General features: G+C 39.9%; 27 protein-coding genes. 17 read left to right on the plus strand and 10 right to left on the minus strand.

Annotated features, from left to right (window positions below):
- Positions 1–281 precede the first annotated feature (281 nt).
- The 3 genes from NL930_RS06695 to NL930_RS06705 all read right to left on the minus strand — a co-directional run bounded on the left by NL930_RS06695 (position 282) and on the right by NL930_RS06705 (position 3,066).
- On the minus strand, positions 282–953 hold the full coding sequence (locus NL930_RS06695; protein ID WP_254376084.1) for a hypothetical protein: 672 nt from the start codon (positions 951–953) through the stop codon (positions 282–284).
- A gap of 2 nt (positions 954–955) precedes the next feature.
- Positions 956–1,687, minus strand: coding sequence for a metallophosphoesterase (locus NL930_RS06700; protein WP_254376085.1), 732 nt, complete (start codon positions 1,685–1,687; stop codon positions 956–958).
- A gap of 422 nt (positions 1,688–2,109) precedes the next feature.
- Positions 2,110–3,066: a hypothetical protein gene (locus NL930_RS06705; protein ID WP_254376086.1), complete on the minus strand. Its 957-nt coding sequence runs from the start codon at positions 3,064–3,066 to the stop codon at positions 2,110–2,112.
- 279 nt (positions 3,067–3,345) lie between these two features.
- Here NL930_RS06705 and NL930_RS06710 point away from each other — a divergent pair, with 279 nt between their 5' ends.
- From NL930_RS06710 to NL930_RS06720, 3 genes are read left to right on the plus strand one after another with little or no spacing between them, the layout of a single operon-like run.
- Positions 3,346–3,516 (plus strand): hypothetical protein, encoded by a 171-nt coding sequence (locus tag NL930_RS06710; protein WP_173636955.1) that lies wholly within the window; start codon positions 3,346–3,348, stop codon positions 3,514–3,516.
- A 2-nt stretch (positions 3,517–3,518) separates the two neighbouring features.
- Positions 3,519–4,244: an arginyltransferase gene (locus NL930_RS06715; protein ID WP_373027855.1), complete on the plus strand. Its 726-nt coding sequence runs from the start codon at positions 3,519–3,521 to the stop codon at positions 4,242–4,244.
- A gap of 56 nt (positions 4,245–4,300) precedes the next feature.
- Positions 4,301–5,131 (plus strand): adenylosuccinate lyase, encoded by an 831-nt coding sequence (locus NL930_RS06720; RefSeq protein ID WP_254376087.1) that lies wholly within the window; start codon positions 4,301–4,303, stop codon positions 5,129–5,131.
- Here NL930_RS06720 and NL930_RS06725 read toward each other — a convergent pair.
- The 5 genes from NL930_RS06725 to NL930_RS06745 are packed head-to-tail and all read right to left on the minus strand — an operon-like array spanning position 5,128 to position 8,774.
- Positions 5,128–6,399 (minus strand): RNA polymerase factor sigma-54, encoded by a 1,272-nt coding sequence (locus tag NL930_RS06725; protein WP_039674496.1) that lies wholly within the window; start codon positions 6,397–6,399, stop codon positions 5,128–5,130. The genes NL930_RS06720 and NL930_RS06725 overlap by 4 nt on opposite strands.
- 15 nt (positions 6,400–6,414) lie before the next feature.
- Positions 6,415–7,137, minus strand: coding sequence for an LPS export ABC transporter ATP-binding protein (gene lptB, locus NL930_RS06730; protein ID WP_041961811.1), 723 nt, complete (start codon positions 7,135–7,137; stop codon positions 6,415–6,417).
- A complete protein-coding gene (tsaE, locus tag NL930_RS06735; protein ID WP_254376088.1) occupies positions 7,124–7,549 on the minus strand; it encodes a tRNA (adenosine(37)-N6)-threonylcarbamoyltransferase complex ATPase subunit type 1 TsaE in 426 nt (141 codons plus the stop codon). Before tsaE ends, lptB begins: the two co-directional genes overlap by 14 nt.
- Positions 7,546–8,529 carry an anthranilate phosphoribosyltransferase gene (gene trpD, locus NL930_RS06740; RefSeq protein WP_039674493.1) on the minus strand — a complete coding sequence of 328 codons (984 nt, stop codon included), beginning with the start codon at positions 8,527–8,529 and terminating at the stop codon, positions 7,546–7,548. Before trpD ends, tsaE begins: the two co-directional genes overlap by 4 nt.
- Positions 8,526–8,774, minus strand: a complete 249-nt coding sequence (locus NL930_RS06745) for an RNA-binding S4 domain-containing protein (protein ID WP_039674492.1) — start codon at positions 8,772–8,774, stop codon at positions 8,526–8,528. Before NL930_RS06745 ends, trpD begins: the two co-directional genes overlap by 4 nt.
- Positions 8,775–8,927: 153 nt before the next feature.
- Between NL930_RS06745 and NL930_RS06750 the strand changes: the two genes are divergently transcribed.
- The 14 genes from NL930_RS06750 (at position 8,928) to NL930_RS06815 (ending at position 22,712) form a co-directional block, all read left to right on the plus strand.
- Positions 8,928–10,154, plus strand: a complete 1,227-nt coding sequence (locus NL930_RS06750; RefSeq protein ID WP_254376089.1) for an argininosuccinate synthase — start codon at positions 8,928–8,930, stop codon at positions 10,152–10,154.
- Between the two features lie 37 nt (positions 10,155–10,191).
- Entirely contained in the window at positions 10,192–10,590 is a 399-nt protein-coding gene (locus tag NL930_RS06755; RefSeq protein WP_254376090.1) for a rhodanese-like domain-containing protein, read from the plus strand.
- The gene (rplI, locus tag NL930_RS06760; RefSeq protein WP_254376091.1) at positions 10,587–11,033 is read left to right on the plus strand and encodes a 50S ribosomal protein L9; all 447 of its coding nucleotides are present in this window, start codon (positions 10,587–10,589) and stop codon (positions 11,031–11,033) included. The genes NL930_RS06755 and rplI overlap by 4 nt, the downstream gene beginning before the upstream one ends.
- A gap of 5 nt (positions 11,034–11,038) precedes the next feature.
- Complete coding sequence (hslV, locus tag NL930_RS06765; protein WP_039674486.1) at positions 11,039–11,584, plus strand: ATP-dependent protease subunit HslV; 546 nt, start codon at positions 11,039–11,041, stop codon at positions 11,582–11,584.
- The gene (hslU, locus tag NL930_RS06770) at positions 11,581–12,906 is read left to right on the plus strand and encodes an HslU--HslV peptidase ATPase subunit (RefSeq protein ID WP_254376092.1); all 1,326 of its coding nucleotides are present in this window, start codon (positions 11,581–11,583) and stop codon (positions 12,904–12,906) included. Before hslV ends, hslU begins: the two co-directional genes overlap by 4 nt.
- A 9-nt stretch (positions 12,907–12,915) precedes the next feature.
- Entirely contained in the window at positions 12,916–13,812 is an 897-nt protein-coding gene (gene era / locus NL930_RS06775; RefSeq protein ID WP_254376093.1) for a GTPase Era, read from the plus strand.
- A gap of 70 nt (positions 13,813–13,882) precedes the next feature.
- Positions 13,883–15,409: a hypothetical protein gene (locus NL930_RS06780; RefSeq protein ID WP_254376094.1), complete on the plus strand. Its 1,527-nt coding sequence runs from the start codon at positions 13,883–13,885 to the stop codon at positions 15,407–15,409.
- Complete coding sequence (locus NL930_RS06785; protein WP_254376095.1) at positions 15,402–16,049, plus strand: hypothetical protein; 648 nt, start codon at positions 15,402–15,404, stop codon at positions 16,047–16,049. The genes NL930_RS06780 and NL930_RS06785 overlap by 8 nt, the downstream gene beginning before the upstream one ends.
- Complete coding sequence (locus NL930_RS06790; protein ID WP_354672751.1) at positions 16,046–16,474, plus strand: hypothetical protein; 429 nt, start codon at positions 16,046–16,048, stop codon at positions 16,472–16,474. The genes NL930_RS06785 and NL930_RS06790 overlap by 4 nt, the downstream gene beginning before the upstream one ends.
- Positions 16,443–17,993: a pilus (MSHA type) biogenesis protein MshL gene (mshL, locus tag NL930_RS06795; RefSeq protein ID WP_254376097.1), complete on the plus strand. Its 1,551-nt coding sequence runs from the start codon at positions 16,443–16,445 to the stop codon at positions 17,991–17,993. The genes NL930_RS06790 and mshL overlap by 32 nt, the downstream gene beginning before the upstream one ends.
- Positions 17,974–18,783 carry an ATP-binding protein gene (locus tag NL930_RS06800; protein ID WP_254376428.1) on the plus strand — a complete coding sequence of 270 codons (810 nt, stop codon included), beginning with the start codon at positions 17,974–17,976 and terminating at the stop codon, positions 18,781–18,783. The genes mshL and NL930_RS06800 overlap by 20 nt, the downstream gene beginning before the upstream one ends.
- Before the next feature lie 241 nt (positions 18,784–19,024).
- A complete protein-coding gene (locus tag NL930_RS06805; protein ID WP_254376098.1) occupies positions 19,025–19,654 on the plus strand; it encodes a CDC27 family protein in 630 nt (209 codons plus the stop codon).
- A 65-nt stretch (positions 19,655–19,719) separates the two neighbouring features.
- On the plus strand, positions 19,720–21,471 hold the full coding sequence (locus NL930_RS06810) for a GspE/PulE family protein (protein ID WP_254376099.1): 1,752 nt from the start codon (positions 19,720–19,722) through the stop codon (positions 21,469–21,471).
- Complete coding sequence (locus tag NL930_RS06815; protein ID WP_254376100.1) at positions 21,468–22,712, plus strand: type II secretion system F family protein; 1,245 nt, start codon at positions 21,468–21,470, stop codon at positions 22,710–22,712. The genes NL930_RS06810 and NL930_RS06815 overlap by 4 nt, the downstream gene beginning before the upstream one ends.
- Before the next feature lie 38 nt (positions 22,713–22,750).
- On the opposite strand, the gene NL930_RS06820 is transcribed toward NL930_RS06815, so the two are convergent.
- Together NL930_RS06820 and flgH are read right to left on the minus strand one after the other, a co-directional pair.
- Entirely contained in the window at positions 22,751–23,194 is a 444-nt protein-coding gene (locus NL930_RS06820; protein ID WP_039674583.1) for a hypothetical protein, read from the minus strand.
- Positions 23,195–23,208: 14 nt separating this feature from the next.
- On the minus strand, positions 23,209–23,916 hold the full coding sequence (gene flgH / locus NL930_RS06825) for a flagellar basal body L-ring protein FlgH (protein WP_254376101.1): 708 nt from the start codon (positions 23,914–23,916) through the stop codon (positions 23,209–23,211).
- Between the last annotated feature and the right edge of the window lie 187 nt (positions 23,917–24,103).

Below are 24,103 nucleotides of genomic sequence, written 5' to 3' on the forward strand. Positions count from 1 at the left end.
TATATGTCTAGGTAATGCGTAATAAATCTTATTACACTTTATTAAATTTAAAATAGTTGAATTTTATGAATTGTAACTGTAAAATACAATATCTTACTGCGCCCAAATCGTGTCCAAAATAAACAAAAAATGCAGTTTTTTAAAAAAGATAGAATTACGAAAGTCCGTTTTTATAGTCATTTGTAGTTTTATTAAGTTTAATTTAATAAATCCGGCTCCCGCAACCATTCTTCCAAAACTACTCAACCAAAGTATTATCAATAAGCAAACTTTAGATTACCTCAAATTATTCTATTACATCTATCTACCATCTTTTTTTCTCTTTGTGCGTTATAATCTTCTATCAACGCGATAGCTTTTTGGACTCTGGCGATTCTTTTTTTTGTTTCAGCCCATGGGTGTTTAGCGTCCATCTCTTGATGAAATGTGAGCCATTTTTTGGCAGTGCTTAAAGCATCAAGTCCTTCGTTATCTTTTAATGTCGTATCAATCCCTTTGCTAAGCACATACTTTATCTCAAAAATTTGCGGGTCATACACGATATGATGCAATATAGTTTTACCCTCAGCATCGGTCACATTGATGGAAAATTTCCCAAAATTCAACAAAAGCTCTATCATTTCGGGATCTTTATAGTTAATAGAGTCTTTAGAGACATACTTAAAAATACGATGCTCATCCAAAGAAAAACGGGGGTACTTTTCCAAAAGGTACTGCACGATGGGCGCAAAATTGCCCTCTATCGCCATATCTAAAAGGTCACTACCTTTAAACCTAAGCGCATAGACATCTTTTGCGTTACATCCATCAAGTGCCGTGGCAAATCTTTTGAGATTAAGCGAATCTGCTGCAAAAATGAGTTCATTTGTCCCCATAATATCAACGCTTTTACAATCTTTATCACTACCATACGCTAAGATCAAACTTAAAAATATCATAATAAAAAATTTCATATTTAAACTCTCTCCACGCTGATAACTTTACCTGTTTCGACACAGTACGCGCTAAGCTTTCCCATACCAAAACCCTCTTCATCTTCAACGTAACACCCCGTATCGATATTGGCAAAATGTTCTCTTATTTTAACACCGTTTTGCACGGGCGTATGTCCAAAGATATTGAAGATTTTCGTATCGCTATCGGGTTCTCTTCGGCTCGACATTGCCGTGCGGAAAAACGTATCGTACATAGCGTTCATATGTCGCATTCCCCACACTGTGCCGATAGGAGCATGCGAAACGACCACGGGTTTACCGGAAGCATGTATGACGGGAAATTCCAGATAAAGCGGCAATTTTTTCATCCAAGCGATATCTTCTTTAAACGCTTTTAGTGCCTCACGGTAGTTTTCAACTTTGGCAGGTTTGCCCTCTTTGAGTTGTACTAAGCCATACGAAAGCAGTGTCGCAACACCGCCGTTACTAAACCAGATGTTATGCAACGGCAAAGGTACACTGTTTTCATACGCTTGAACGATGTTAAACCCATAGACACACATCGCTTCTTCATGGTTTCCCATCACGCATAAATGCCCACCGTCTTTCACAAACTTTACGACCTGAGCACTTTGTTTGCCTCTATCCACCAGATCACCCACAAAAACGAGCGTTGCCTCCGTGGGTAACTCATCTACAAGGGCTTTTAAGGTCTCAAAATGTCCGTGAACATCACCGATGACGTAGTGCATATTTGCCTTTACATGTAAAGAGTATGTGTTACTATCTCATTTTGGATTAATTTTATCTATCTGCTCTTGTGCTATTTTGCCTTTAAAGAAAATAAACTGGCAGAGTCTATCTGTCCTACTCACACACCGAACATGGTGACGATAGCTCATATTGCTCTAAAAGTCGGCACCGGCATAGAAAACAACAGCCCATGCATCGGTGGTTTTGCCCGTATGCGTGTAAGAGAAGATCGATAATAGCCCGACTCCGCAGCTTCTCCTTCTGCGATTATAACGTTATTTTATCTTTTCCCCGTTATACAATGCGTTATTTTACTTTATTAGCTAAACTCCGTACACGCTTTTAAGCTCTAGTGTCACGCTTTCCATGCAAAATACAAAGTACATGTAATGATTTCATCGTCAAAATTCCCAGTTCAGCCTTACTGTTCAAACTTATTTTTGATAATTTTGTATGTTTTTTCATGGGCATAGCGTCTTGCAAATTCTATAGGTGTGTAACTGTTGGTCTCATAACGACGAAGCCCTATAGGCTTTTCAGCCACCTCAATGGGCTCATTTAAAAAGGTCTCGCATTCTTTACATGTAAAGAGTTGTTCGAGTGTTTGCGTGCAGTTAAATTTTATCGCCTCGATGTAGAGTTGTTTGAGCTCTTTGGCATCCATTGAGTCGTCCAAAAGAGACTTGGCTACGGTTTGAAGAGAAGCTAACTGTTGGTGAAGCGAAGATAAGAGTGTCTCTTTTTGGGCACTTTGCAAGTTTTGTTCTAAAAAGGAGACGATATGTTGCGCATTGAGCACCTCTTCTTGCGCGATACAACGCTGCTTTGTTAAGCGTTTTATATCTTCTTCAAGTGCCTTGGTTAAAAAGCCTTCAGATATTTCACACTTTTTTTCAAAAAAAAGCGCAAGCGTGGAGGGTTCTTCTTCATACATCTTGGTTACCAATGCTTCGGGTGTTTGCATACCTGCTATCTGTGTTGCACGCAGCACTTCATCGTTTTGAAGGGCTTGCAAGATCTTTTCATAACGTTCTTGGTGCGCTTTAAGCGTTGCTAGAGACTCTTCGATGTTTTTGTGTACGGTATCGTTAAATGCCGCATCACTCTTTTTTTCATCGACAACGTCTTTAAGGCGTTTTGCTTGTTTGAGAAGATGCTCGTAGGTGCTTTTAGGCATAACGACGCTCGAAGTTTCCTTTTTTAAGCTTCCCAAAGACATTTTTATAAACATAACGCGTGCAAGCTCCTCTTCACCTTGTTTGGTTTCTTCAGCACTGGGCTTAGGAACTTCCACTTTAGGGCTAGGAGAGACAAATAAGAGGTCTAATACGATTACCACGGCACCAAGCCCTAGTACAAATTTATAGAGGTCTGTCATTTATTTATCTTTTTTGTATTATTCGATGTGTTCAAATGCATCGATAAGCGTTTAGACATATTCTTGTTTATACGCTTTATGCACATATGAAAGATATTTCCGCCTATACTGCCACTCATTCTATAACTGCTTATTTCGAGTCTTGATGCAAACCTGTCGTATTTTTCATTTTTTTGTGTGATGATTACTCTTTATCTCCAACACAAAGTACCTTATCTTTAATCATGCCGTTTTTTGCTATAATCCAAACTTATTTTAGCTATAGACAAGGACTTTACAATGCAAAATGCGTTGTTTGACGATTTAAAATCGATCAAAGAGAAGATGAATCAAGATGAAAAAATCAATCAAGAAAAGCTTATAGAAGCGCAAAAGCAAGAAAAGGAAAAAAAATTGCAAGCGCAATTTGAGACTTTTATGAAAACTTCGGGCGTTAAAAAACTCCACTGATTATGGCATTACACTCACGTATGATCGAATTTTCGACCTTAGAGACGTCTTGTTCTTACTTGGACGGATGTAAAACGCGTATGGAATACAAATACATCGAAAACGCGACTTCAGAACTCAATCAAGCTCTGGTTGAACGGGGTTGGAGACGTTTTGGACATTATTATTCCAGACCGCAATGCTCGCATTGCAAGGCATGTTTAAGCCTTCGTATCGATGTTCGAAATTATCAATTTTCACGCTCCGCAAAACGGACTTTTAAAAAAGCCGAGGGGATTCGTTACGTGATTCAAGTGCCGAGTATTAGCAACGAACATCTGGAACTCTACGATAAATACCATCGTTTTATGGAACAAAAACGCGGCTGGCAATACTACTACCTCAAACCGCAAAGCTACCACGAACTTTATGTTAGCGGCGCGCAGGATTTCGGTAAAGAGGTACTTTATTTTTACGAAGACAAATTGATCGGTGTGGATTTGATCGACTTTTTGGATGACGGGATCTCCTCGATTTACTTTTTTTACGATCCCGATTTTGCCCATCTTTCGCTAGGACGCCTTTCGATTTACGAGCAATTAATTTTGGCAAAAGAGTACGGTTTAGCGTGGATTTATTTAGGATATTACGTTGAAAACTGCCAAAGTTTAAAATACAAAGGAAACTATCGTCCTTATCAGATTTTACAAGGAAACCCCAAAATAGACGAGGATGCTATCTGGCTTTAAAAACTTGGAATCTTTTTTGCTTAAGATGCGTATCTGAATGCAAAAAGGAGAGCTCGATGCACTGCTGCCTTACTCACGATATGCTTGCCGTTACAATTCAAGAAGATGCAAAGACGTTTTATTTTTTACAAAATATCGCCGCTAAAAATTTCACGAAAAAAATCGGGCGCAAAGAAAAAATGATTATTTTTAAAGAACCCGAAGAGACGGTTCAGCGTCGTTATTTTCTAAAACTTATCTCTAAAATTTACTTGCGCGAGCATAATGATCAAACGCAAGCAAGCATCATCGAAAACGCTATCGATAAAAGCATCAAAATTTCCCTTTTAAAGCCCAATCAAGTCATCCAAAAAATGTCGATTCGCATCGCTATTGAAGACAATTATGCCGTTATTTTTGATTTGGGGTCGCACAATACGCTTTTCGCATCTTACTTAAAAAGCTATTTTAAAGATCATCTCGTCAGAATACGCCCTAAAAACGGAACGATTACGCTCTATCCCAATTCCGATCAAACCGCCGTGCTTTTAGACAAACTTGTAGCACAAAAGGAGCTTTTCGGCTCTTACGTCGAATTTCATTACGATCGGGCGCATTATGAAGCCTATACACGAACTCTGATGGCGAAAAAAATCCGCCGTAATCGTCACAATGCCCTCTTCTCGCTCTTGGAAGACTATTTCGGTATTTTAGGGTGCAAAATAGAAGATTCGTTCGAGATCGTTCGTAGTAACTACTTGGCATTAGTGAAAAAATACCATCCCGATAGTTGCGGACTTTACGACGGAGACTTACATGTCAAATACGTTGCAAAGTTTCAAGAGGTGCAAACGGCATACGAAATGGTCAAAATGCACTTTCAAAACTCCGAGCGTTGCATCGCCTAACGCGTTAACATGTAAAGTTTTTTACGTTCTGACGAACTGGCGATATTGAACTGTTGGCGGTATTTGGTAATCGTGCGACGCACCATTTTGATATTAAATTTCTCTTCAATCATCTCCAACAACTTAAGATCGCTCATCGGTTTTATGCGACTTTCGTTTTTAACCAACTCTAACATGTAGTCTTTAATGGCGCTATTGGAAATATCTTCGTCCAAGGCGGTCGCAAAAAATTGTTTTAATGCGATGACACCGCGACTGCATGAAAGATATTTACCGGCAATCGCACGCGAAATCGTCGAAGGATTGCGCCCCAAATCGTCCGCCAAATCTTTCAGTTTCATCGGTTTAATGGCTTTGCCGAAGAAAAAATCGTATTGGTATTCGACGATCATCAGACCGATTTTATACAGTGTGGCTTTACGCATTTCAAGCGCGTCGATCAGGTCTTTAGCATCTTTGATTTTCTGCGAAACGAAGCTGTGGCTTTCGTCCATACCTTCCGTATCGATGAGGATTTCGGGGTAATAGGCGTCGTTTAAGCGCACCTCAATCGCACCGTCGTTTGCATAGATAAAAATATCGGGAATAATCTCTCGTTCGTCTTCCAAAAAATCAATGGCGGGAGGATTGCGAAAACGCTGAATAATGCTAAGCGCTTCATGAAACAAAGGCTCTTTACTCATGGATTCGATCGCTTCGAAATGGACGATGAGATTTTCAACGGCTTCGTAGAGCTCATTTTCAAGCGTAAGGTCTTGGAGTTGAAATAAAAACGCCTCTTTGACGTCAACCGCGCCGATTCCCAAAGGTTCAAGATAAGCAAAGCGTTGTCTGATTTTTTCGACTTCGGACATCGATACGTTCAATTTGTGTGCAATATCGTGTAGAGCCTGAGCTTCGAAATAGCCTTCACAATTGATATTTTCAATGATTTCATAAGCAATATTTTGCGATTTTTCCGTCGGAAAAAGCGGCGGATTGATCTGCTCGAACAAAGCCTCGTAGAGTGATTTTTTATAAAGCGTTAACGCTTCGATGGTATCCGAAACCGACGTTTTAGAGGCATGTTGAAAAAAGCTCTTTTTTTCGAACTTTTTTTCGGGAACTTCGCATCCGGATCGAATATGAATCAACGGATTTTCTTGCACGAACGGCTCGAGCGTTTCGGTTAAAGTATCAAGATTGGCTTGTAAAATGGGCAGCCAACCTCTCAGGGTTGAGGAGAATTTTTGTTTGGCGGTCTGTGTAGTGTTGACCCTAAGTTTCACTCCTCTCTCCTAAAATTAAAATCGAAAATCTTCGCCGAGATAATAGGTCTTCACCAGTTTATTTTGCGCCACTTCTTCACTACTGCCGCTGGCAAGGAGAGTTCCGTCTTTGATAACGTAAGCACGATCGCAAATTGCAAGCGTCTCTCGTACGTTGTGATCGGTAATCAAAACGCCGATATTGAGTTTTGCCAACTCTTCGACGATACTTTGAATATCCGCGACTGCCAAAGGGTCGACACCCGCAAAAGGTTCGTCCAAAAGCAAAAATTTGGGATGCAACACCAAAGAGCGAGCGATTTCGCATCGGCGTCGTTCACCGCCGCTAAGGCTCACGCCGTTACGTTTACGAATCGGTTCGATGTTTAAAAGATTTAAGAGTTCTTCGACGCGTTTGGCGGCCTCTTCTTTATTGCTGTAAACGATCTCCGCAGCAAGCATAATATTTTCTTCCACGCTTAAATCTTTAAAAATACTCGATTCTTGCGGCAAGTAGCCGATACCTTGTTTGGCTCTGACATGTAAGGGAATATGCGTCACGTCTTGGTTATCGAAATAAACCGCACCCGAAGTCGGTTCTATCAGGCCGCAAATCATATAAAACATCGTCGTTTTTCCGGCTCCGTTAGGGCCTAAAAGTCCGACGACTTCGCCGCTTTTGACATCAAGGGAGACGCCTTTGATGATCGGCGTTTTTTTAATTACTTTTTCAAGTTTTTCTACTTTAAGCGTATGCATGTATGTTTACCTTATAGGTTCGTTGATCGTTTTTTTCTTCAATATCGAGCGTGCCGTAAGCAATGCCCAAGCGCCCTAACAGGGCTTCAAAATCCGACATGGCCCATTCGATCAGATGGTATCCGCGGCTATCGAGTTTTTCGATCAAACCGCTTTTGACGAATCCGTCCGTACCGCATTGGTAAATGTCGTAATGAAACAAACGGTTTTCATATTCGTGCAAAATGGAAAAGGTCGGCGAAGAGACGGGTTCGCGAATGCCTAAAACGGCGGCAAACGTTTGGACAAACGTCGTTTTTCCGCTTGCCAAACCGCCTCGAAGCAATAAAATCCCCTCTTCTCCCATTTGCTCCCTAATCGTTTGCGCCAGTGCCCTAAGCCCCGTCACGTCACATGTCGTTTCGTACGTCATACTAAATAGGAGAGTTTAATAATTTCGCCGAGCTTATCCCACGCTTGTTTGCTTGTAAGCGCCGCATCCATCATTTCGATACCTTCTTGAATATCTCTGGCTTTGGAATCGACGACCAAAGCGCATGCACCGTTTAGTAACACAACATCGCGCTTAGGACCTTTTTCTTCGTTTTTCAAAATAGCCCGCGTAATGTCAGCGTTATGGTCGCTATCGCCGCCTTGAATCGATTCCAAAGAGGCCGATTTGAAGCCGTAAGCTTGAGGATCGATTTCGCCTTGGCTTATTTGCGTATTTTCAATCATCATATAAAATGTAGGAGCAGACATCCCTACTTCGTCCAAGCCGTCATGCGAACTTAACACCATGCTCTTTTGCGTACCGAGTGCTTGTAAAGCTTTGCTAAAACGTTCGACGTAATCGACGTGAAAGACGCCGACAACTTGTTTTTGCGCATTCGCGGGATTGGCAAGCGGTCCTAACATGTTAAAAATCGTTCGATGCGGCAGTGAGCGGCGAATCGGCATAATGTGTTTCATACACGGATGATGGTTCATCGCAAACATAAAAACAAAACCGCACTCTTGAAGCATTTTAACCTGTTTTTCGGGCGTTAAATTTAAATTGAGCCCGAGCGATCTTAAAACATCGGCACTTCCCGATAAACTCGTTGCCGAACCGCTACCGTGCTTGGCGACTTTACACCCGAGCGCACTTAAAACGATAGAGGTCGTGGTTGATATATTGAACGTACCGCTTTTATCTCCTCCCGTTCCGACGATATCGATGATTTCAGTTTTTAAATCGTGTGGAATGTCGAGTTTAACGCTGTGTTCGCGCATCACTTTTGCCGCGGCGGCAATCTCTTCAAAGCTTTCTCCCCGATGGTAAAGCTCGACTAAAAAACGCGCGGCTTCTTCGCTTGAAAGCTGATTTTCAAACAACGCGTTAAACGCTTCGTATGCCTCTTGATAATTCATTTTAGTTCCCTTACGTAGTCGTTTTGTTGGGTTTTAGGTATGGTTTTGGTTTGCGGCAATTGCACGACTTCGTATCGAACGGAGCGTTCAAGATAAGCCACGGTGATAATATCGCCTACTTTAACGTCTTTAGCGGGTTTGGCCGTTACGCCGTTAATGCTGACGACGCCGTTTTTACACATATCTTCGGAAACGGCTCTTCGCTTCGTGATATTGACGCTGTTTAAAAATTTATCGATTCGCATCTTTCTTCCTTGATTTAACGTCCATTCTAGCAAAAGAATATTTAAATTTGGTTTTTGAGCTTGACCGCCAAATCGCCCCTAGAGCATAAGCAAAGTTTTTATAAAGTTGCGCTACTATCACGAAATTCTATCAATTTTATGAGGATTCATACGATGAAAAAAAATGTCAAAAAAGTGGTTTTAGCATACTCCGGCGGACTTGATACCAGTATTATTTTAAAATGGCTCCAAGACGAGTACCAATGTGAGGTCGTCACGTTTACCGCCGACATCGGTCAAGGCGAAGAGTTGGAACCAGCACGCAAAAAAGCGATCTCTTTGGGCATTAAACCCGAGAATATTTTTATCGAAGACTTAAAAGAAGAGTTTGTAAGAGATTACGTTTTCCCGATGTTTAGAGCCAACGCGATTTACGAAGGAGAGTATCTTTTGGGTACGTCTATCGCGCGACCTTTAATCGCAAAACGTCAAGCGCAAATCGCGGCAATGGTCGGAGCCGATGGCGTAAGCCACGGTGCAACAGGTAAAGGAAACGATCAAGTACGCTTCGAGATGGGGTATCTTAGTATGAATTCCGATCTTGTGATTATCGCTCCTTGGAGAGAATGGGATCTAAATTCACGCGAGAAATTATTGGCGTATGCCGAGAAAAACGGTATCAGCATTGAGAAAAAGCCGGGTAAATCGCCTTATTCGATGGATGCAAATTTATTGCATATCTCTTATGAAGGATTGGTGCTTGAAAATCCTGCCGCCGAACCGGAAGAAGACATGTGGCGATGGACGGTGAGCCCCGAAAAAGCGCCCGATCAATCCGAAGTGATTGAACTCACGTACGAAAAAGGCGATCCAGTCGCACTCAACGGCGAAAAGCTTTCTCCTGCAACGATGCTTTCTAAGCTCAATGCTCTTGGATGCAAACACGGCATCGGACGTATCGACATTGTTGAGAACCGCTTTGTGGGTATGAAAAGCCGAGGTTGCTACGAAACTCCGGGCGGTACGATTATGCTTCGTGCCCACAGAGCGATCGAGAGCATTACGTTAGACCGTGAAGCGGCGCATTTTAAAGACGAGTTGATGCCGCGCTACGCAAAAACGATTTACAACGGCTTTTGGTTTTCGCCCGAACGCGAAATGATGCAAGCGGCGATCGATAAATCGCAAGAAGGCGTCAACGGCACGGTAAGATTGAAACTTTACAAAGGTAACGTGTCGGTCATCGGCAGAGATTCTAAAACCAACAATCTCTTCAACGAAGCTTTTTGTACCTTTGAAGAAGACGAAGTTTACAATCAAAAAGATGCGGCAGGGTTTATTAAACTCAATGCGCTTCGTTTTATTATTAGCGGTAAAAACAGAAAAAAACAAGGAAATTAAGGCATTACGGTGCCGATGATCTCCGAAAGATACGTCGATGAGTCAATTATGTCTGCAAGAGATTGAAAGAAGCCACGAAATAGGCTCGGAAGCGTTACATGTACTTCTTCAAGCGAGGGCAAAGGGTCGTGTTTCGTTTTGGTTAATCGATGTTCGCGAAAAAAACGAGTATACGGCATCGAGCATTAAGGGAACCGACGGCGTGTTCCCGACCTCGACGCTTCATACGCAACTCAATGCGATTTTTAAATTACAAGATCGTTTAGTGATTTTTTACTGCACGAATGCAAGTCGAACCTTTCGTTTGATTCCGCGCCTCAAACGTATGGGTTTTACCAAAATAGCGCACCTTAGCGGCGGAATTATCGAATACGGCGGAGAAAAGTTGAAAAACGCTCCTCTGCCTTCTAGCATCAATCATAAGGAGATACTATGAAAGTTTTATTAATCAAAGACGTCAAAGATTTAGGAAAAAAAGGCGAAATTAAAGAGGTCAAAGACGGTTACGGTCAAAACTTCCTCATCGGAAAAGGGTTTGCCCTTTTGGCGACAAACGAAGTCATGCGTAAATACGAAGCGGAACAACGTAAAAAAGCTGCCGTGCAAGAAGAAGAGATCGCTAACCTCAAAGCGATACAAGCGAAATTAGCAACGCTCAAACTGACCGTCAAACGTAAACTCGGGGCAAACGGTAGCCTTTTCGGTGCCGTTACCAAAGATGAAATTGCGCACGAACTTAAAACGCAACACGGTATTGAAATCGATAAAAAAACCGTCGAAATTGATCAAGCGATCAAAACGACGGGCAATTTCGACGTCAGCATCAAATTAGGACACGGCATTCACGCCCTCTTGTCCCTTATCATTATCGGAGAGTAAGATTAATGTTTGAAGCAACCACCATTCTTGCATGTCGAGGCGAAAACAAAGCGGTCATCGGCGGCGACGGACAAGTCACGTTCGGCAATACGGTGCTTAAAAACAACGCCACCAAAATTCGCAAACTCTACAACGGTAAAGTCTTAACGGGCTTTGCCGGAAGTACCGCCGACGCTTTCAACCTTTTTGACATGTTCGAAACGATTTTAGAGCAAAAAAAAGGCGACTTATACAAATCGGTGATCGAATTTTCCAAAGAGTGGCGCAAAGACAAGATGTTGCGTCGGCTGGAAGCGATGATGATCGTACTTGATTGCGATCATATTTTTATTTTAAGCGGTACCGGCGACGTGGTCGAGCCTGAAGACGGGAAAATCGCTGCAATCGGTAGCGGCGGAAACTATGCCATTGCGGCGGCTCGCGCTCTGGATAGGCATGCGAAACTCGATGAAGAGACCATCGTTCTTGAGAGCCTTAAAATCGCAAGCGAATTGTGTATCTACACCAATGATCGTATTAAAACGTTTGTTTTAGAAAAGAGTGCTTCATGAATTTAACTCCCAAACAAATTGTTGCCTATTTGGATGAGTACATTATCGGTCAAACCAACGCCAAAAAAGCCATCGCCATCGCCCTTCGCAATCGATACCGCAGGCTTTTACTCGAAGGCGATATGGTCGATGAAGTCATGCCGAAAAATATTCTTATGATCGGCTCTACGGGTGTAGGTAAAACCGAGATTGCGCGTAGAATGGCAAAAATGCTCTCTTTGCCTTTTGTTAAAGTGGAAGCTAGCAAATACACCGAAGTCGGTTTCGTCGGTCGAGACGTTGAATCGATGGTTCGCGACTTAATGATGGCTTCGATCAATCTAGTAAAAGCAGAGCATCGAGAGAAAAATCAAGAAACTATCGCCTTACATGTCGAAAAAATTATTATCGAAAAATTGCTTCCTCCGCTTCCCAAAGGCGTGAGCGAAGAAAAAAAAGCCGAATACGAAAGAAGCTTTGAAAAAATGCGCCAAAAACTTCGCGACGGAGAATTGGACGAACTCAAAATCGAAATCGAACTTTCACAAGGTAATAACGATTTGGGAGACTCCTCTTTACCGCCGGAAATGGTCAAAGTGCAAGAGTCGTTTATTAAAATTTTAGGCACGGGTCAAAGTTCGATCAAAAAAGAGATGAGCGTTAAAGATGCAAAAGAGGCACTCAAACTCGAAGCGAGCGAAAAATTACTCGATATGGAAGCGATTAAAAGCGAAGCAAGAGACCGAGCTCAAAACGGCGGTATTATTTTTATCGACGAAATCGATAAAATAGCCGTCAGCTCTTCACAATCGAACCGCAGCGATCCAAGCAAAGAAGGCGTTCAACGTGATTTATTGCCCATTGTCGAAGGCAGCGACGTTACGACGAAATTCGGTACGATTAAAACCGACCACGTACTTTTTATTTCGGCAGGTGCGTTTCACTTAAGTAAACCGAGCGATTTGATTCCCGAATTGCAAGGGCGATTTCCGTTACGCGTCGAGTTGAATGCCTTAAGCGAAGAGGTTCTTTTCCAAATATTAACGCAACCTAAAAATTCGCTCCTTCGTCAGTATCAAGCGTTACTCAAAACGGAAGGCGTCGAGTTGGTTTTTGAAGAAGATGCGATTCGTGCTATTGCGAAAATTGCGCAAACAACCAACGAAAGAACTGAAGATATCGGAGCTAGGAGATTGCATACCGTCATTGAAAAAGTATTGGAAGAGATCAGTTATAGTGCCGACGAACATCAAGGCGAGACCCTTTACGTCACAAAAGAGTTGGTACACCAAAAATTAGACGCTATCGTTGAGAACGAAGATAGCAGTCGCTATATTTTATAAAGTAGGATTATGATAGAACCTCTTAAAACAAAAGTCGGCTTTGTTGCCGTCGTCGGACGCCCCAATGCCGGTAAAAGCTCGCTACTCAACTGGCTTATCGGCGAAAAACTTGCCTTGGTTTCGCATAAAGCCAATGCAACGCGCAAGCGACTCAATATGATCGCCATGCATGAAAATGCTCAAATTATCTTTATCGATACGCCGGGTATCCACGAACAGGAACGACTCCTCAATCAATTTATGCTCGAAGAAGCCATGAAAGCAATGGGCGATTGCGATCTTATCTTGTTTCTAACCCCCGTTACCGATACTCTGCAACACTACGCAGATTTTTTAGCTTTAACCAAGCCTGACGTACCGCACATCGTTCTTTTAACCAAAACGGATACCGTTTCTCAAACGGTACTTTTGGATAAAATAACGCAATATCAAACCTATCAAGACAAATTTGCGGCCTTAATTCCCGTTTCCGTAAAAAAAGGAATCTCACAATCCTATCTTTTAGACACGATTAGTCGATTTATTCCGGAACATCCTTACTTATACGATCCGGAAATATTGACGACGGAACGTTCTCGCGATATCTATAAAGAGCTGATTCGTGAAGCGATTTTTGAATACACGAGCGATGAAGTGCCCTACTTTTCAGATGTTTTAATCGATAAAGTCGAAGAAAAAGAGTCAATCGATCATATTTATGCTACTATTGTCGTCGATAAAAAGAGCCAAAAGGGTATTATTATCGGAAAAGAAGGGCAAACGCTCAAAAGAATCGGCTCTCATGCTCGTCGATTAATTGAAGAATTGTCACAAAAACGTCTCTTTTTGAAACTTGTCGTCGTTGTGAAGCAAGGCTGGAGCCAAGATAAAGAATTATTGAAGAAAATAGGTTATATAGTAGAATAAAGTGACAATAACATATTATGATATAATTGTTCTACAATGATTAATTTTTAAAATAAAAGGGGTTTTAAAAATGTCCATACCAGAGGATAGACGTTACAGTTCGCAAATCGTCTCCATCGACCCTTCATCTCTTGTCTCATATGCCTATTCAAAAAATGAAATCAAACTGAACAAGCTTGAAAAAAGCGATAAAAATGCATTTTTTATCTCTTATCTTTACGCACGGGATATGATTAGCGCAACGATCGATATTAGTCGAAATATCCCTGATAGCGATCTTAAAGATGCTATCGAAATCAAAGTCTACGACGAGTTGGCGCTAGACACATCCGTAGAATATACGATTACGTATAGCGAAACGGATTCCAAAGATACTAAAAATCGCTCATTTAACGTTTTTATCGTCGATGCCGCGTTAATTGACGCTAAATTATCCCCGATCAAAGAAAAAACGCGCTATATCGATTACGTGACGCCGGCTCCCTTTTTAATCAAAGCGTTATACTCTAAAAATTTACTTGAACCTGACGGTACGCACTGTTTCGTCTATTTTCAAAAAAACGACGCTTTTTTAGCTATTTATAAAGGCGGCGAATATATTTATTCCAAATCTTTGCATTATTCTTTAAAAGAAATTAATGAAAAATTTTGTGAACTTATCGGCGAAAGAATCGATGAAGAAGACTTTTATAAGTTACTCGTCAATGAAGGACTTCGTGCAACCAACAGCCAACACCAACAAAGCCTCATGCAGCTTTTCGGAGAAATTTTCCTTTATATCAACGATGTTTTAGTTTTTTGTAAACGATCTTACAATATCGATTATATCGATAAAATTTTTCTAGGTTCAGAAATAGGAACATTTTCAGGAATTGACGAGTACGGAAGAAGTTATTTAGGATTGGAATCGTTTGAATTCAATTTTAGCATCGCTATTAATTCCAAAGAGTGGTATATCGATCAAATTCATATTCTGATGATGCTCAGTGCACAACTTTATTTTGACAACCACGACGATCGACTTAACTTTTCGATTTTTAAACGTCCTCCTCCGCTAAAATACAGACCGGTAGGACAACTTTTAGCAATTTTGGCAGCCAGTTTAATCGTGAGTCTTATTTATCCCGCCTATCAATTTGCTTACCACTCTTTTTTAAGTTTACAAACGGCACAAAATACTAACGAATACAATACGCTTTTACAAAAAACCTCTAAAATTCGTCAGGATATTGCGGCATTGAAAACAGAAAAAGAGAAAGTGGATGTTCTTCTCAAAGATGAAACGGCAAAATTTGAATTTAGAAAAAAATTGCTCTCGGAAATTTACCGTAAAAAAATCTCTTATCCGATGAAAGCCGCCATGCTTCTTGAGATATTTCAACTTTCCAACCAAAGCGGAAGCAAAGTTGAAAACATTGTTTTTAAGAACCAACAACTCACAGTATCCATTCAAAATAGAAGTGAGAAAAAAATTACAGAATTTATCCAAGACCTTACCGAACTTAAAAAATATAAAATTAATACCGATAAAATAGCTCAAGACGACGCAGGTAAATTGTATAGTAGCAACATTTCAATAGGATTGCATGATGAATAGCCTTGATTCACTCTTTGATAAAATTGATGCTTTTTTTGCGGGAAAGAAAAAAAACGAGACGTATTTAATTTTTTTCATGCTCGCTTCCGTCGTTGGTTTTATAGTCTATAGCTATCTTTTTCCAATCACAGAATCCTTGTTAAAACAATCATTACGAAGCGCGCAAGAAACTGAAAAAAAACTTAAAAATGAACAATCATATTTAGCTTCGGTTTCAAAAGACGGCAATGAAAATTTTTTAATTACTAAAATCAAATCCGACATTGAGCATTCTAAAATTCTTCTTGAAAAAGCAACGTATACGAACGCTTATGTCGATACGAAATTAAAAGAGCTTTCCTACCTTCTTTTTAACGATGAAAATTGGGCAAAATTTTTAAATTCTATCACGCAATTAGCCCAAAAATATGCCGTACGCATCAAAGTCATCGAAAATAAAATCAATGAACCGAGTTTACAAAAAATTGAACAGATACTCTCTTTAAAAGTTGATTTTAACGGTCCTTTTGTCAACACGATGAAATTTATGAATGCCATTGAAGAAAGTGAATTAGTCGTCGATATTTACGAGCTAAACTGTACAGGAAAGAAAAATATTGAAGGACAATTGAACATTGCCGTTTGGGGGATGAAATATTGAAAACAGTGTTATCAATTATCGCCATAGCATGTACGATCGTAGCGGTGATCGAAGCAAAAAGCAATCTAACGTTAAATGATGAAGTCAAAACGTACGATACTATTTTTGAGAAGATCGCAGAAAAAAGAATCGGTGCGAATATTGTTCTTTTGGATACATTGGGAAACCCTTTTGTTTCACTTTCATCCGATTTAAATGTCTCGGAGCATAACGCATCGTCAAAAATAGAAACTTTTACGCTCGAAGCCACTTTTGAGGCAAAAGCAAAAATTAACGGTGTTTGGTATGGGAAAAATGATGATGTTGGAGCATACAAGCTTGTCAAAATTACGCGAAATAGTGCCCTATTACAAAACGACAATGATAAAAAAGAACTTTTTATAAGGACGAAAGATGAGAGTAATGTTAAAATTTTTGCCAAATAATATTATTGCATGTATGGCAATTATAGCATTTGCACTATCTCCCGTTTTGGCGGTCGATAAAGCAAAAACATGTGAACATCGTACTTTTAATATCAAAACCAATAATAAAGCGACGGGTGCAGAATTGTTAACCGAATTAGCCGAAGTATGCGATTTTAGTATTGTCGTGAAAGATACGGAAGCAGAAAAAATTCTAGCAAAAAATTTAAACGGCATTAATATTAAAAATCTCTCTTTGGACGAAGTCTTTCAAATTGTTCTTAACGATAATGACCTTTTCTATACGTATGATAAAAATTTTCTTAAAATTTCTGCACTCTCAACAAAATCTTTTAAAGTCGATTATATTTCATCCGTTCGTGAAGGTAAAGCAGTTATCAATGCTTCAGTAGACGCTACGCCTAAAGAAGTCGGTAGCAACGGTACATCGAGCGGGGCAAACCTTAGTACCAATCAAAACTCCATTTCTTCTAATGAGTCTTTCGATTTTTGGAAAACGATTTCAAGTGAGCTTATGTCTGTTTTAAATACGGGAGCAGAATCCTATACTGTGCAAACGCCTATTATTAACGCAAGTGCAGGCATTATTACCGTAACTGCAACAAAAAAGCAACTCAATCGTGTTGCCGAATATATTGACTTACTCAAAGAGCGATTGCATAAACAAGTACTTATCGATGTATCAATCTTATCCGTCGCATTAAGTACAAGTAATAAAACAGGCGTTGATTGGAGTAAATTCCAACTTAGCATTAACAGTACGTCTATGTTTAATAATAGTAACAATTTAAATGCCTACCATAAAGAACCTTATGCCCAAGTTGGAGCCAACGACTCTCTAACGGGGAATAGTGCCGTGATGAATAATTTAACCGTTGTTAACGATGCCGTCTTTTCAATCTCCGGTCTCGTTGATTTTCTTGCCTCTAATGGAGATACGCGCGTCGTATCCAGTCCGAAAGTTTTAACAATGAATAATCAACAAGCCCTGATCACGGTAGGAGACAACATTAATTATCGTGTACCTGAAGATACGACCAACACGGCAACAACGACAACAACATTAACAACCACCTATACTAATTATTCAATTTTTATAGGTATTTTGCTCAATATTACACCTGAAATATCCGAAGATAATGAAATTATTTTGCGAATCAACCCTTCCGTGAGTAACTTTAAATATTCTGACGACGACACGCGAACAACAAACCCTCGTGAAATTGCTCCGGACACGACCGAGAAAAAGCTTTCAACGGTTGTAAAAGTCAAAGACGGCAGTACGATTATTTTAGGCGGACTTATAGCCAATACCAAAGGAAAAGAAGCAAGTAACGTCCCTGTTCTTAGTAGTATCCCTTTGCTCGGTGAAGCCTTTAAACATTCTGCCGACACGATTAGCACGACAGAACTTGTTTTTGTTATTACCCCACGTATTATCGGTGCTAAAGGAACGGATAAAACAACGCTTAAAGATCTTGGGTATAGCCAAAAAGTCTATGAACAGCCATTACAGTGATCTAAAATCCATCTTTGTCGATGGAGAAGTATTTGACTATATTAATTTAGACAAGGCAGCATTGACGTACGATAAATTGATACAAACGTTGGATAAGCCTTTAAAACTTATTTTGTTTTACGGTAAACCGGGGACAGGAAAAACGTTTTTATTGCAAAAAATCTATAATGATTTACGCCAAAAAAAGCGTATTATTTTTTTCCCGAGGCCTTTTTTCGACGAAAAAGTTTTTATTAAAGCTTTATACGAAGCAACGTTTGGTAAAGCTTCTCCGGAATTTTCCAATTATAATGAGTTTTTAGCCTTGGTAGGCAAACACATCACTTCTCCCGAACAAGGTATTACCGTTTTAATCGATGAAGCACAGCTTTATCCGACGGATCTTATCGAAAAAATTCGTCTAATGGCAGATTCGAGGCTTTTTAAATTTCTCTTTACGGTTCATAAAACGGACAAGGAGGACGTTCTTGCTAAAGATTATTTCCAAACGCGTATTTGGGAAACAATTGAAATCGATAATGCCTCTTTAAATGAGATTAAAACCTATATTGAAAAAAAATTATTGTTTCATAATCGTTTTGAGTATCTTAATTTATTTAGAGAAAAACATTATAAATTGATTGCGCACCTTACTTCCGGTAATCTACGTACAATCAACAAACTGATGTATAAACTCTTCGAAATCTTAGAATATTACGATCAGCATAAACCCTCTTTAATTAAAGCCAATGCTTTGCATATCAAATATATTGAGATGGCCGGAATTAGCTTAGGAATGCTTCATGCTTAGCCATTCTGAAATCAATGAGCTTGAAAAAAAACTATCGAAGTACCGATTAAAAAGAACATTATTGTACAGTGGATCGATTTTAATAGGCGTATTCATAGTCACTACGTTCTCTTTGCTTTTCTTTTTTTATCGTTCAGATGTGCCAACACATCAAGAAGTTCAAGTACCGCATGAAAGCATACAAGAAAAAGAAAATAACGGTAGTAGTGTATCCGCACCCGTGCTTGCAGTGGAAAACAATATGACACAAACGGAGAACACGATTCCCGATGTGCATGAAAAATCAAAAGAAGAGATTTTACTCTTACGCCTTCCGGATACATTGAATAAAACGTCAACATCGGATAAAAAATCCTATACGCCGCCACCCGAAGATTTCGATACACCGCCTGCAAAAAAGAAAGCGGAAAACGAATTGGATTTGCCGGTATTAAAACGTAACGGTAGTAGTGAAGAACAAACATTTTATCGCAATAAAGAAGAACAAATCGACGCTACGCTATTGCCTCCGCCTCCTCCGTTAGAAGAGAGCAAACCCAAGGGTGTTATTAAGATTGAAAGCCAAGAGATCAACTCAATTTCATATTTGAAAGAGAAATTCGATACGACGCACAATATTGTCTTTGCTTTAATGTTGGCGGAAGAGTATTATTTAAGTAAAAACTATGTCGAGAGCAATAAATGGGCGTTGATCGCCAATAATATTGATGCCGAAAATGAAAAAAGCTGGATTTGGTTTGCTAAATCCAAAGTCAAATTAGGACAAAAAGAAGATGCTGTTCTAGCGTTAAAGACCTATTTAAAAAACACAAAATCTCAAGCGGCACAAAGTTTGCTCAACCAAATTACATTGGGAGAACCGATTCAATAACGTTTTACGCTATGAAGCAAGCTAAATAATACATATCTAGAAATGAAAAGGTAACGGTCAGAAGCATGAGTGATATTACGACGACTTTATTAACGTACTTGATCCAAAATCGCATCATTGACGAAAATACGGCTCATAGAATTCAAGATGAAGCAAAGCAAAATGACCAAAAAGCTTTAGGCGAAATTTTACTTGAAAATCGTTTTTTTACCAAAGAAGATCTTTTCATCTTAGTAATCGAATTTTTCAAAAAAGGGTATCTGTCTCTTGAAGACGTTAACAGCAATTTTGCTATAGAAAGTGAGAGATTTTTACAGGCATTGGCAAAAAATTTAAGTTATGAGTATTTGGATCTAGATTCGATCGATATCGATTACCGACTCGCTTCTAAGTTACCTTTCCCTCAACTTAAGAAATACAAAGCTTTACCGATTCGTGAAGATGAAATTAATATCTTTGTGGCACTCAAAGATCCGATGGATATTCATGCGCAAGAAGGTGTACAACGTCTTTTTCCGCGTAAGCTTCTGAAAATCATTATTGCCGATCCCGTACAAATCGATAAATACCTTATTAAAATAGAATTGGGAGAGAGTATTAAAGGGCTTATCGGCGAAATTCGAAAAGAGATTACTTCCAGTGCCGTCGAAAATCCGCAAGAATCTTCCGGTATTCTTAAACTCATTGAAATTATCTTAAAAACCTCTATCTTGGCAAGAGCCAGCGATATTCACATCGAACCGACCGAAAACAATTGTATCGTCCGAAGCAGGATCGACGGCATGCTAACGGAAACATTTATTTTTGATAAAGATATCTATCCTCCCTTAGCATCTCGTATGAAACTTCTTTCCAATATGGATATTGCGGAAAAAAGAAAACCTCAGGATGGACGTTTTTCGGCAACCATTTTAGGAAGAGAGTATGATTTTAGGATTTCGGCACTTCCGACCATTAACGGTGAGTCTATCGTCATTCGTATTCTAGACAAATCCAAAGTGATGATAAAAATTGAAGATTTGGGAATGCATCCGAAAAATTATGCCAAGTTTTCACAATCGATGCGCTCGCCTTACGGCATTATTTTTGTTACAGGACCTACGGGAAGCGGTAAAACAACAACACTATATGCGGCACTTAATGCGATTAAAAGCGTACAAACCAAAATTATTACCGTAGAAGATCCGGTGGAATACCAACTCAATTTAACACAACAAGTACAGGTGAACGAAAAAGCTAATCTCACGTTTGCCTCGGCCTTGCGTTCTATTTTGAGGCAAGATCCCGATATTATTATGATCGGTGAGGTCCGCGATACCGAAACGCTTCGCATTGCCGTTCAAGCCGCATTAACGGGGCACCTTGTGTTTTCAACACTCCACACGAACGATGCGATCAGTGCCGTTACAAGGGTCGTCGATATGGGCATTGAGCCCTATTTAATTAGCGGTTCTTTGATTGCTATCGAAGCTCAAAGACTCATACGAAAACTTTGTCCTTATTGTAAAAGCAAATACACGCTACCCAAGACGGCGCACGATGAGATTCACGACATGTTACCGTCGACGTATCAATTTTATAAAAATAACGGTTGCGAAAAATGTGCCCAAACGGGATATCTCGGAAGAGAAATGATTTCGGAGATTCTCGTCATTAGTGAAAAAATTTCAAGTATGATTGCCCAAGGTGCTAGCAAAAGCGAAATAAAAGAACAGGCATTAAAAGAGGGTTTTATCGACATGTACCAAGACGGTATTATACGTGCGGCAAACGGCGTAACCACATTTGATGAAATTGCAAGGGTGGCAAAAGGATGAAATATTTCGAAGTGAATTACCTTTCCAAAGGCAAAAGAAGCAAAACGATTATTAAGTCTCCCAATAAACACGATGCCATTGCGATAGCCAAAATAAAAATTCCGGGTATTATCGTTAATGTCAAAGAGACTTCCGCACCGTTAGAAGATCAGTTAAGTGCCTTTAAAGATCAATTTTTAAATACGATCTTACGTAAAAAAGTCAAAATGACAAGTTTAATTGCCGCGATACGCCAATTAAGCGTTATGACGAATGCCGGAATTTCAATTCACGACAGCGTCAAAGAAGTTGAGGCGGCAACGGTCGATAAAACGTTAAAAGAGATTTTTTCAAGCGTTAACGACGATCTTAACTCCGGTTTGAGCTTAACGCAGGCATTAATGCCCTATCGTGAAACCGTCGGAGACGTAACAATCGCCTTGGTGGAATTAGGTGAAAGTACCGGTAATATGGCGGAGTCTTTAGCAAAGCTTGCCGATATTTTAGAGGAAATCGAAGAAAACAGGCAAAAATTTAAAAAAGCCATGCGTTATCCTATTACGGTCGTGGTAGCCATCGCGATCGCCTTTACGATTTTGATGGTTTACGTCGTTCCAAAATTTAAAGACATCTTTTCCAAACTTAAAGCAGAGCTCCCTCTTCCGACCAAGATTTTACTCTTTATGGAACAGATGATTAACCAATACGGTTTATACCTTTTAGCCGGTATTATCGGCACGATTATTTTATTCAAATACCTTTTAAACAATAACGAAGAGTTTAAAAAAGGATTTGACAGGTATATTTTAAAGACTTACTTGATCGGCGACATTATCTTTTATGCAACTTTGAGCCGTTTTTGCCTTGTCTTTACCGAGCTGATTCGTGCGGGTATTCCTATCGCCGATGCATTGGACACTTCATTACTTACACTCGACAATACGCATCTTAAAAAAAGGCTTTCCGCCGTTAAAGTTTCGGTACAGCGCGGTATATCGCTTACCGAAGCTTTTCGAGATACGGCTCTTTTTGAGGGGATGCTCGTTCAGATGATTCAAGCGGGTGAACAAAGCGGTACGTTGGATAAAATGTTAGAAAAAGTGACCTTGTATTTAAAATCGCGCTTTAATCAAATTATCGACAATATCGCAAGTTATATTGAGCCTATTTTGTTGGGATTTATTGCGGGAATGGTTCTTTTGATGGCATTAGGTATTTTTATGCCGATGTGGGATATGGCAAAAGCGGTTAAAATGAATTAAGAGACTTCACAAAGCAAAAGCTTTGTGAAGTTTACGTCTTAGAACTCTTTGGGAATAGCACATTCGAGCGTATCTGAAAACTTCTCTTGTGCCAGATCAATCAACTCTTTTTGCGTCAAGTGCGCAATAAGGCACAATGCACCTAGCTTTTTACACCATAGCCTTTCAATTTTGATTTTATAATCGGCTTCTTTGATTTTAGTCGAAATGCTCCAACTGCGAATACTCTTCTTTTCTTTATAACCTAGCACGTTTAAAATTTCTTTATCATCGACCTTATGATCGATGCATGAGCGTAAATGAGCTTCGTTAAGCCCCAATCGCCAAGCCTTATAGCCTAAAACAAGTGCGCGAGCACGTTCGGGGTTATTGGTTTTGACTTTATCAAAACTGGCACCGAAATACTTCAGTGCTACAATAATGTCTTTTGCTTTAAAAATTTTCTCTTTTTCCGCAAATTTCGGTGCAATCGTTTCTTGCAATGATAATCCTTCTTTTAAAATGGCCAAATAGTTTCCATAAATTTACTACCCCACGGCTTGGTCGTCGTTTGATCGATATCCCCTTCCGTTTTGTAGAGTATTTTGGCATCGGCAATGTATTTTGAATCAATATTATTGTATTGATCGATGTCATACGGTCGAATGACGCCGCTGACTTGAATAATCTGCTTTTCTCCGTTTAAAAGCAGTTCTCTACTTCCTTCGATAAAGTAGTTCCCGTTATTTAACACTTTAATGATACGTGCGGAAATCGTCGTGGCAAAACTTTCGTTACGCGTTGAGCTTCCCGTTCCCGTAAACGAATTATTGGATCCGGCCGTAAAGCCGATATTACCCAATTTATTTACCTGATTCGATACGCTTCCCATCACTCCGCCTCCGGAAGCTGTCGTAATACCGGCATTTAAAGCATCCGATCCTTCTTTGGTTAATGCTTTTTTCCCGGTAGAAGTTTGTGCCGTTTTTTCCGTAATCGTTACCGTTACGACATCGTTAACGTTCATTGCTTTTCGATCGGAAAAGAGAGGATTTTCTCCTTGCCCAAAAAGACTACCGGGATTTGAACCCATATTTTCATTGACGCGCGATGGCAATTCGTCGACGTACGCAGGTGCTTGCATCGTAATTCTCGGGTCGGCAGGATGAGAAGAACAACCGCACAAACAAAAAATCGAGACCAAAACCCATATCACCATTTTCATAACATTTTCACTCCGTACGTTTTACTTTGCCGTATCCTCTTACACGCCCTTACAAAGCGACATATAATGATGCGCATATAAGACTTTTGCAATGCGTTGCCTCTATTGAGACGCTTGATATGATTTCTATTATATCCAAAAAAAAATTTACGACACGTAAAGTTAACGGCATTTATTTTTTGTGAAA

Origin of the sequence: Sulfurospirillum sp. hDNRA2, assembly GCF_024206095.2 — a bacterium.
GTDB lineage: Bacteria > Campylobacterota > Campylobacteria > Campylobacterales > Sulfurospirillaceae > Sulfurospirillum.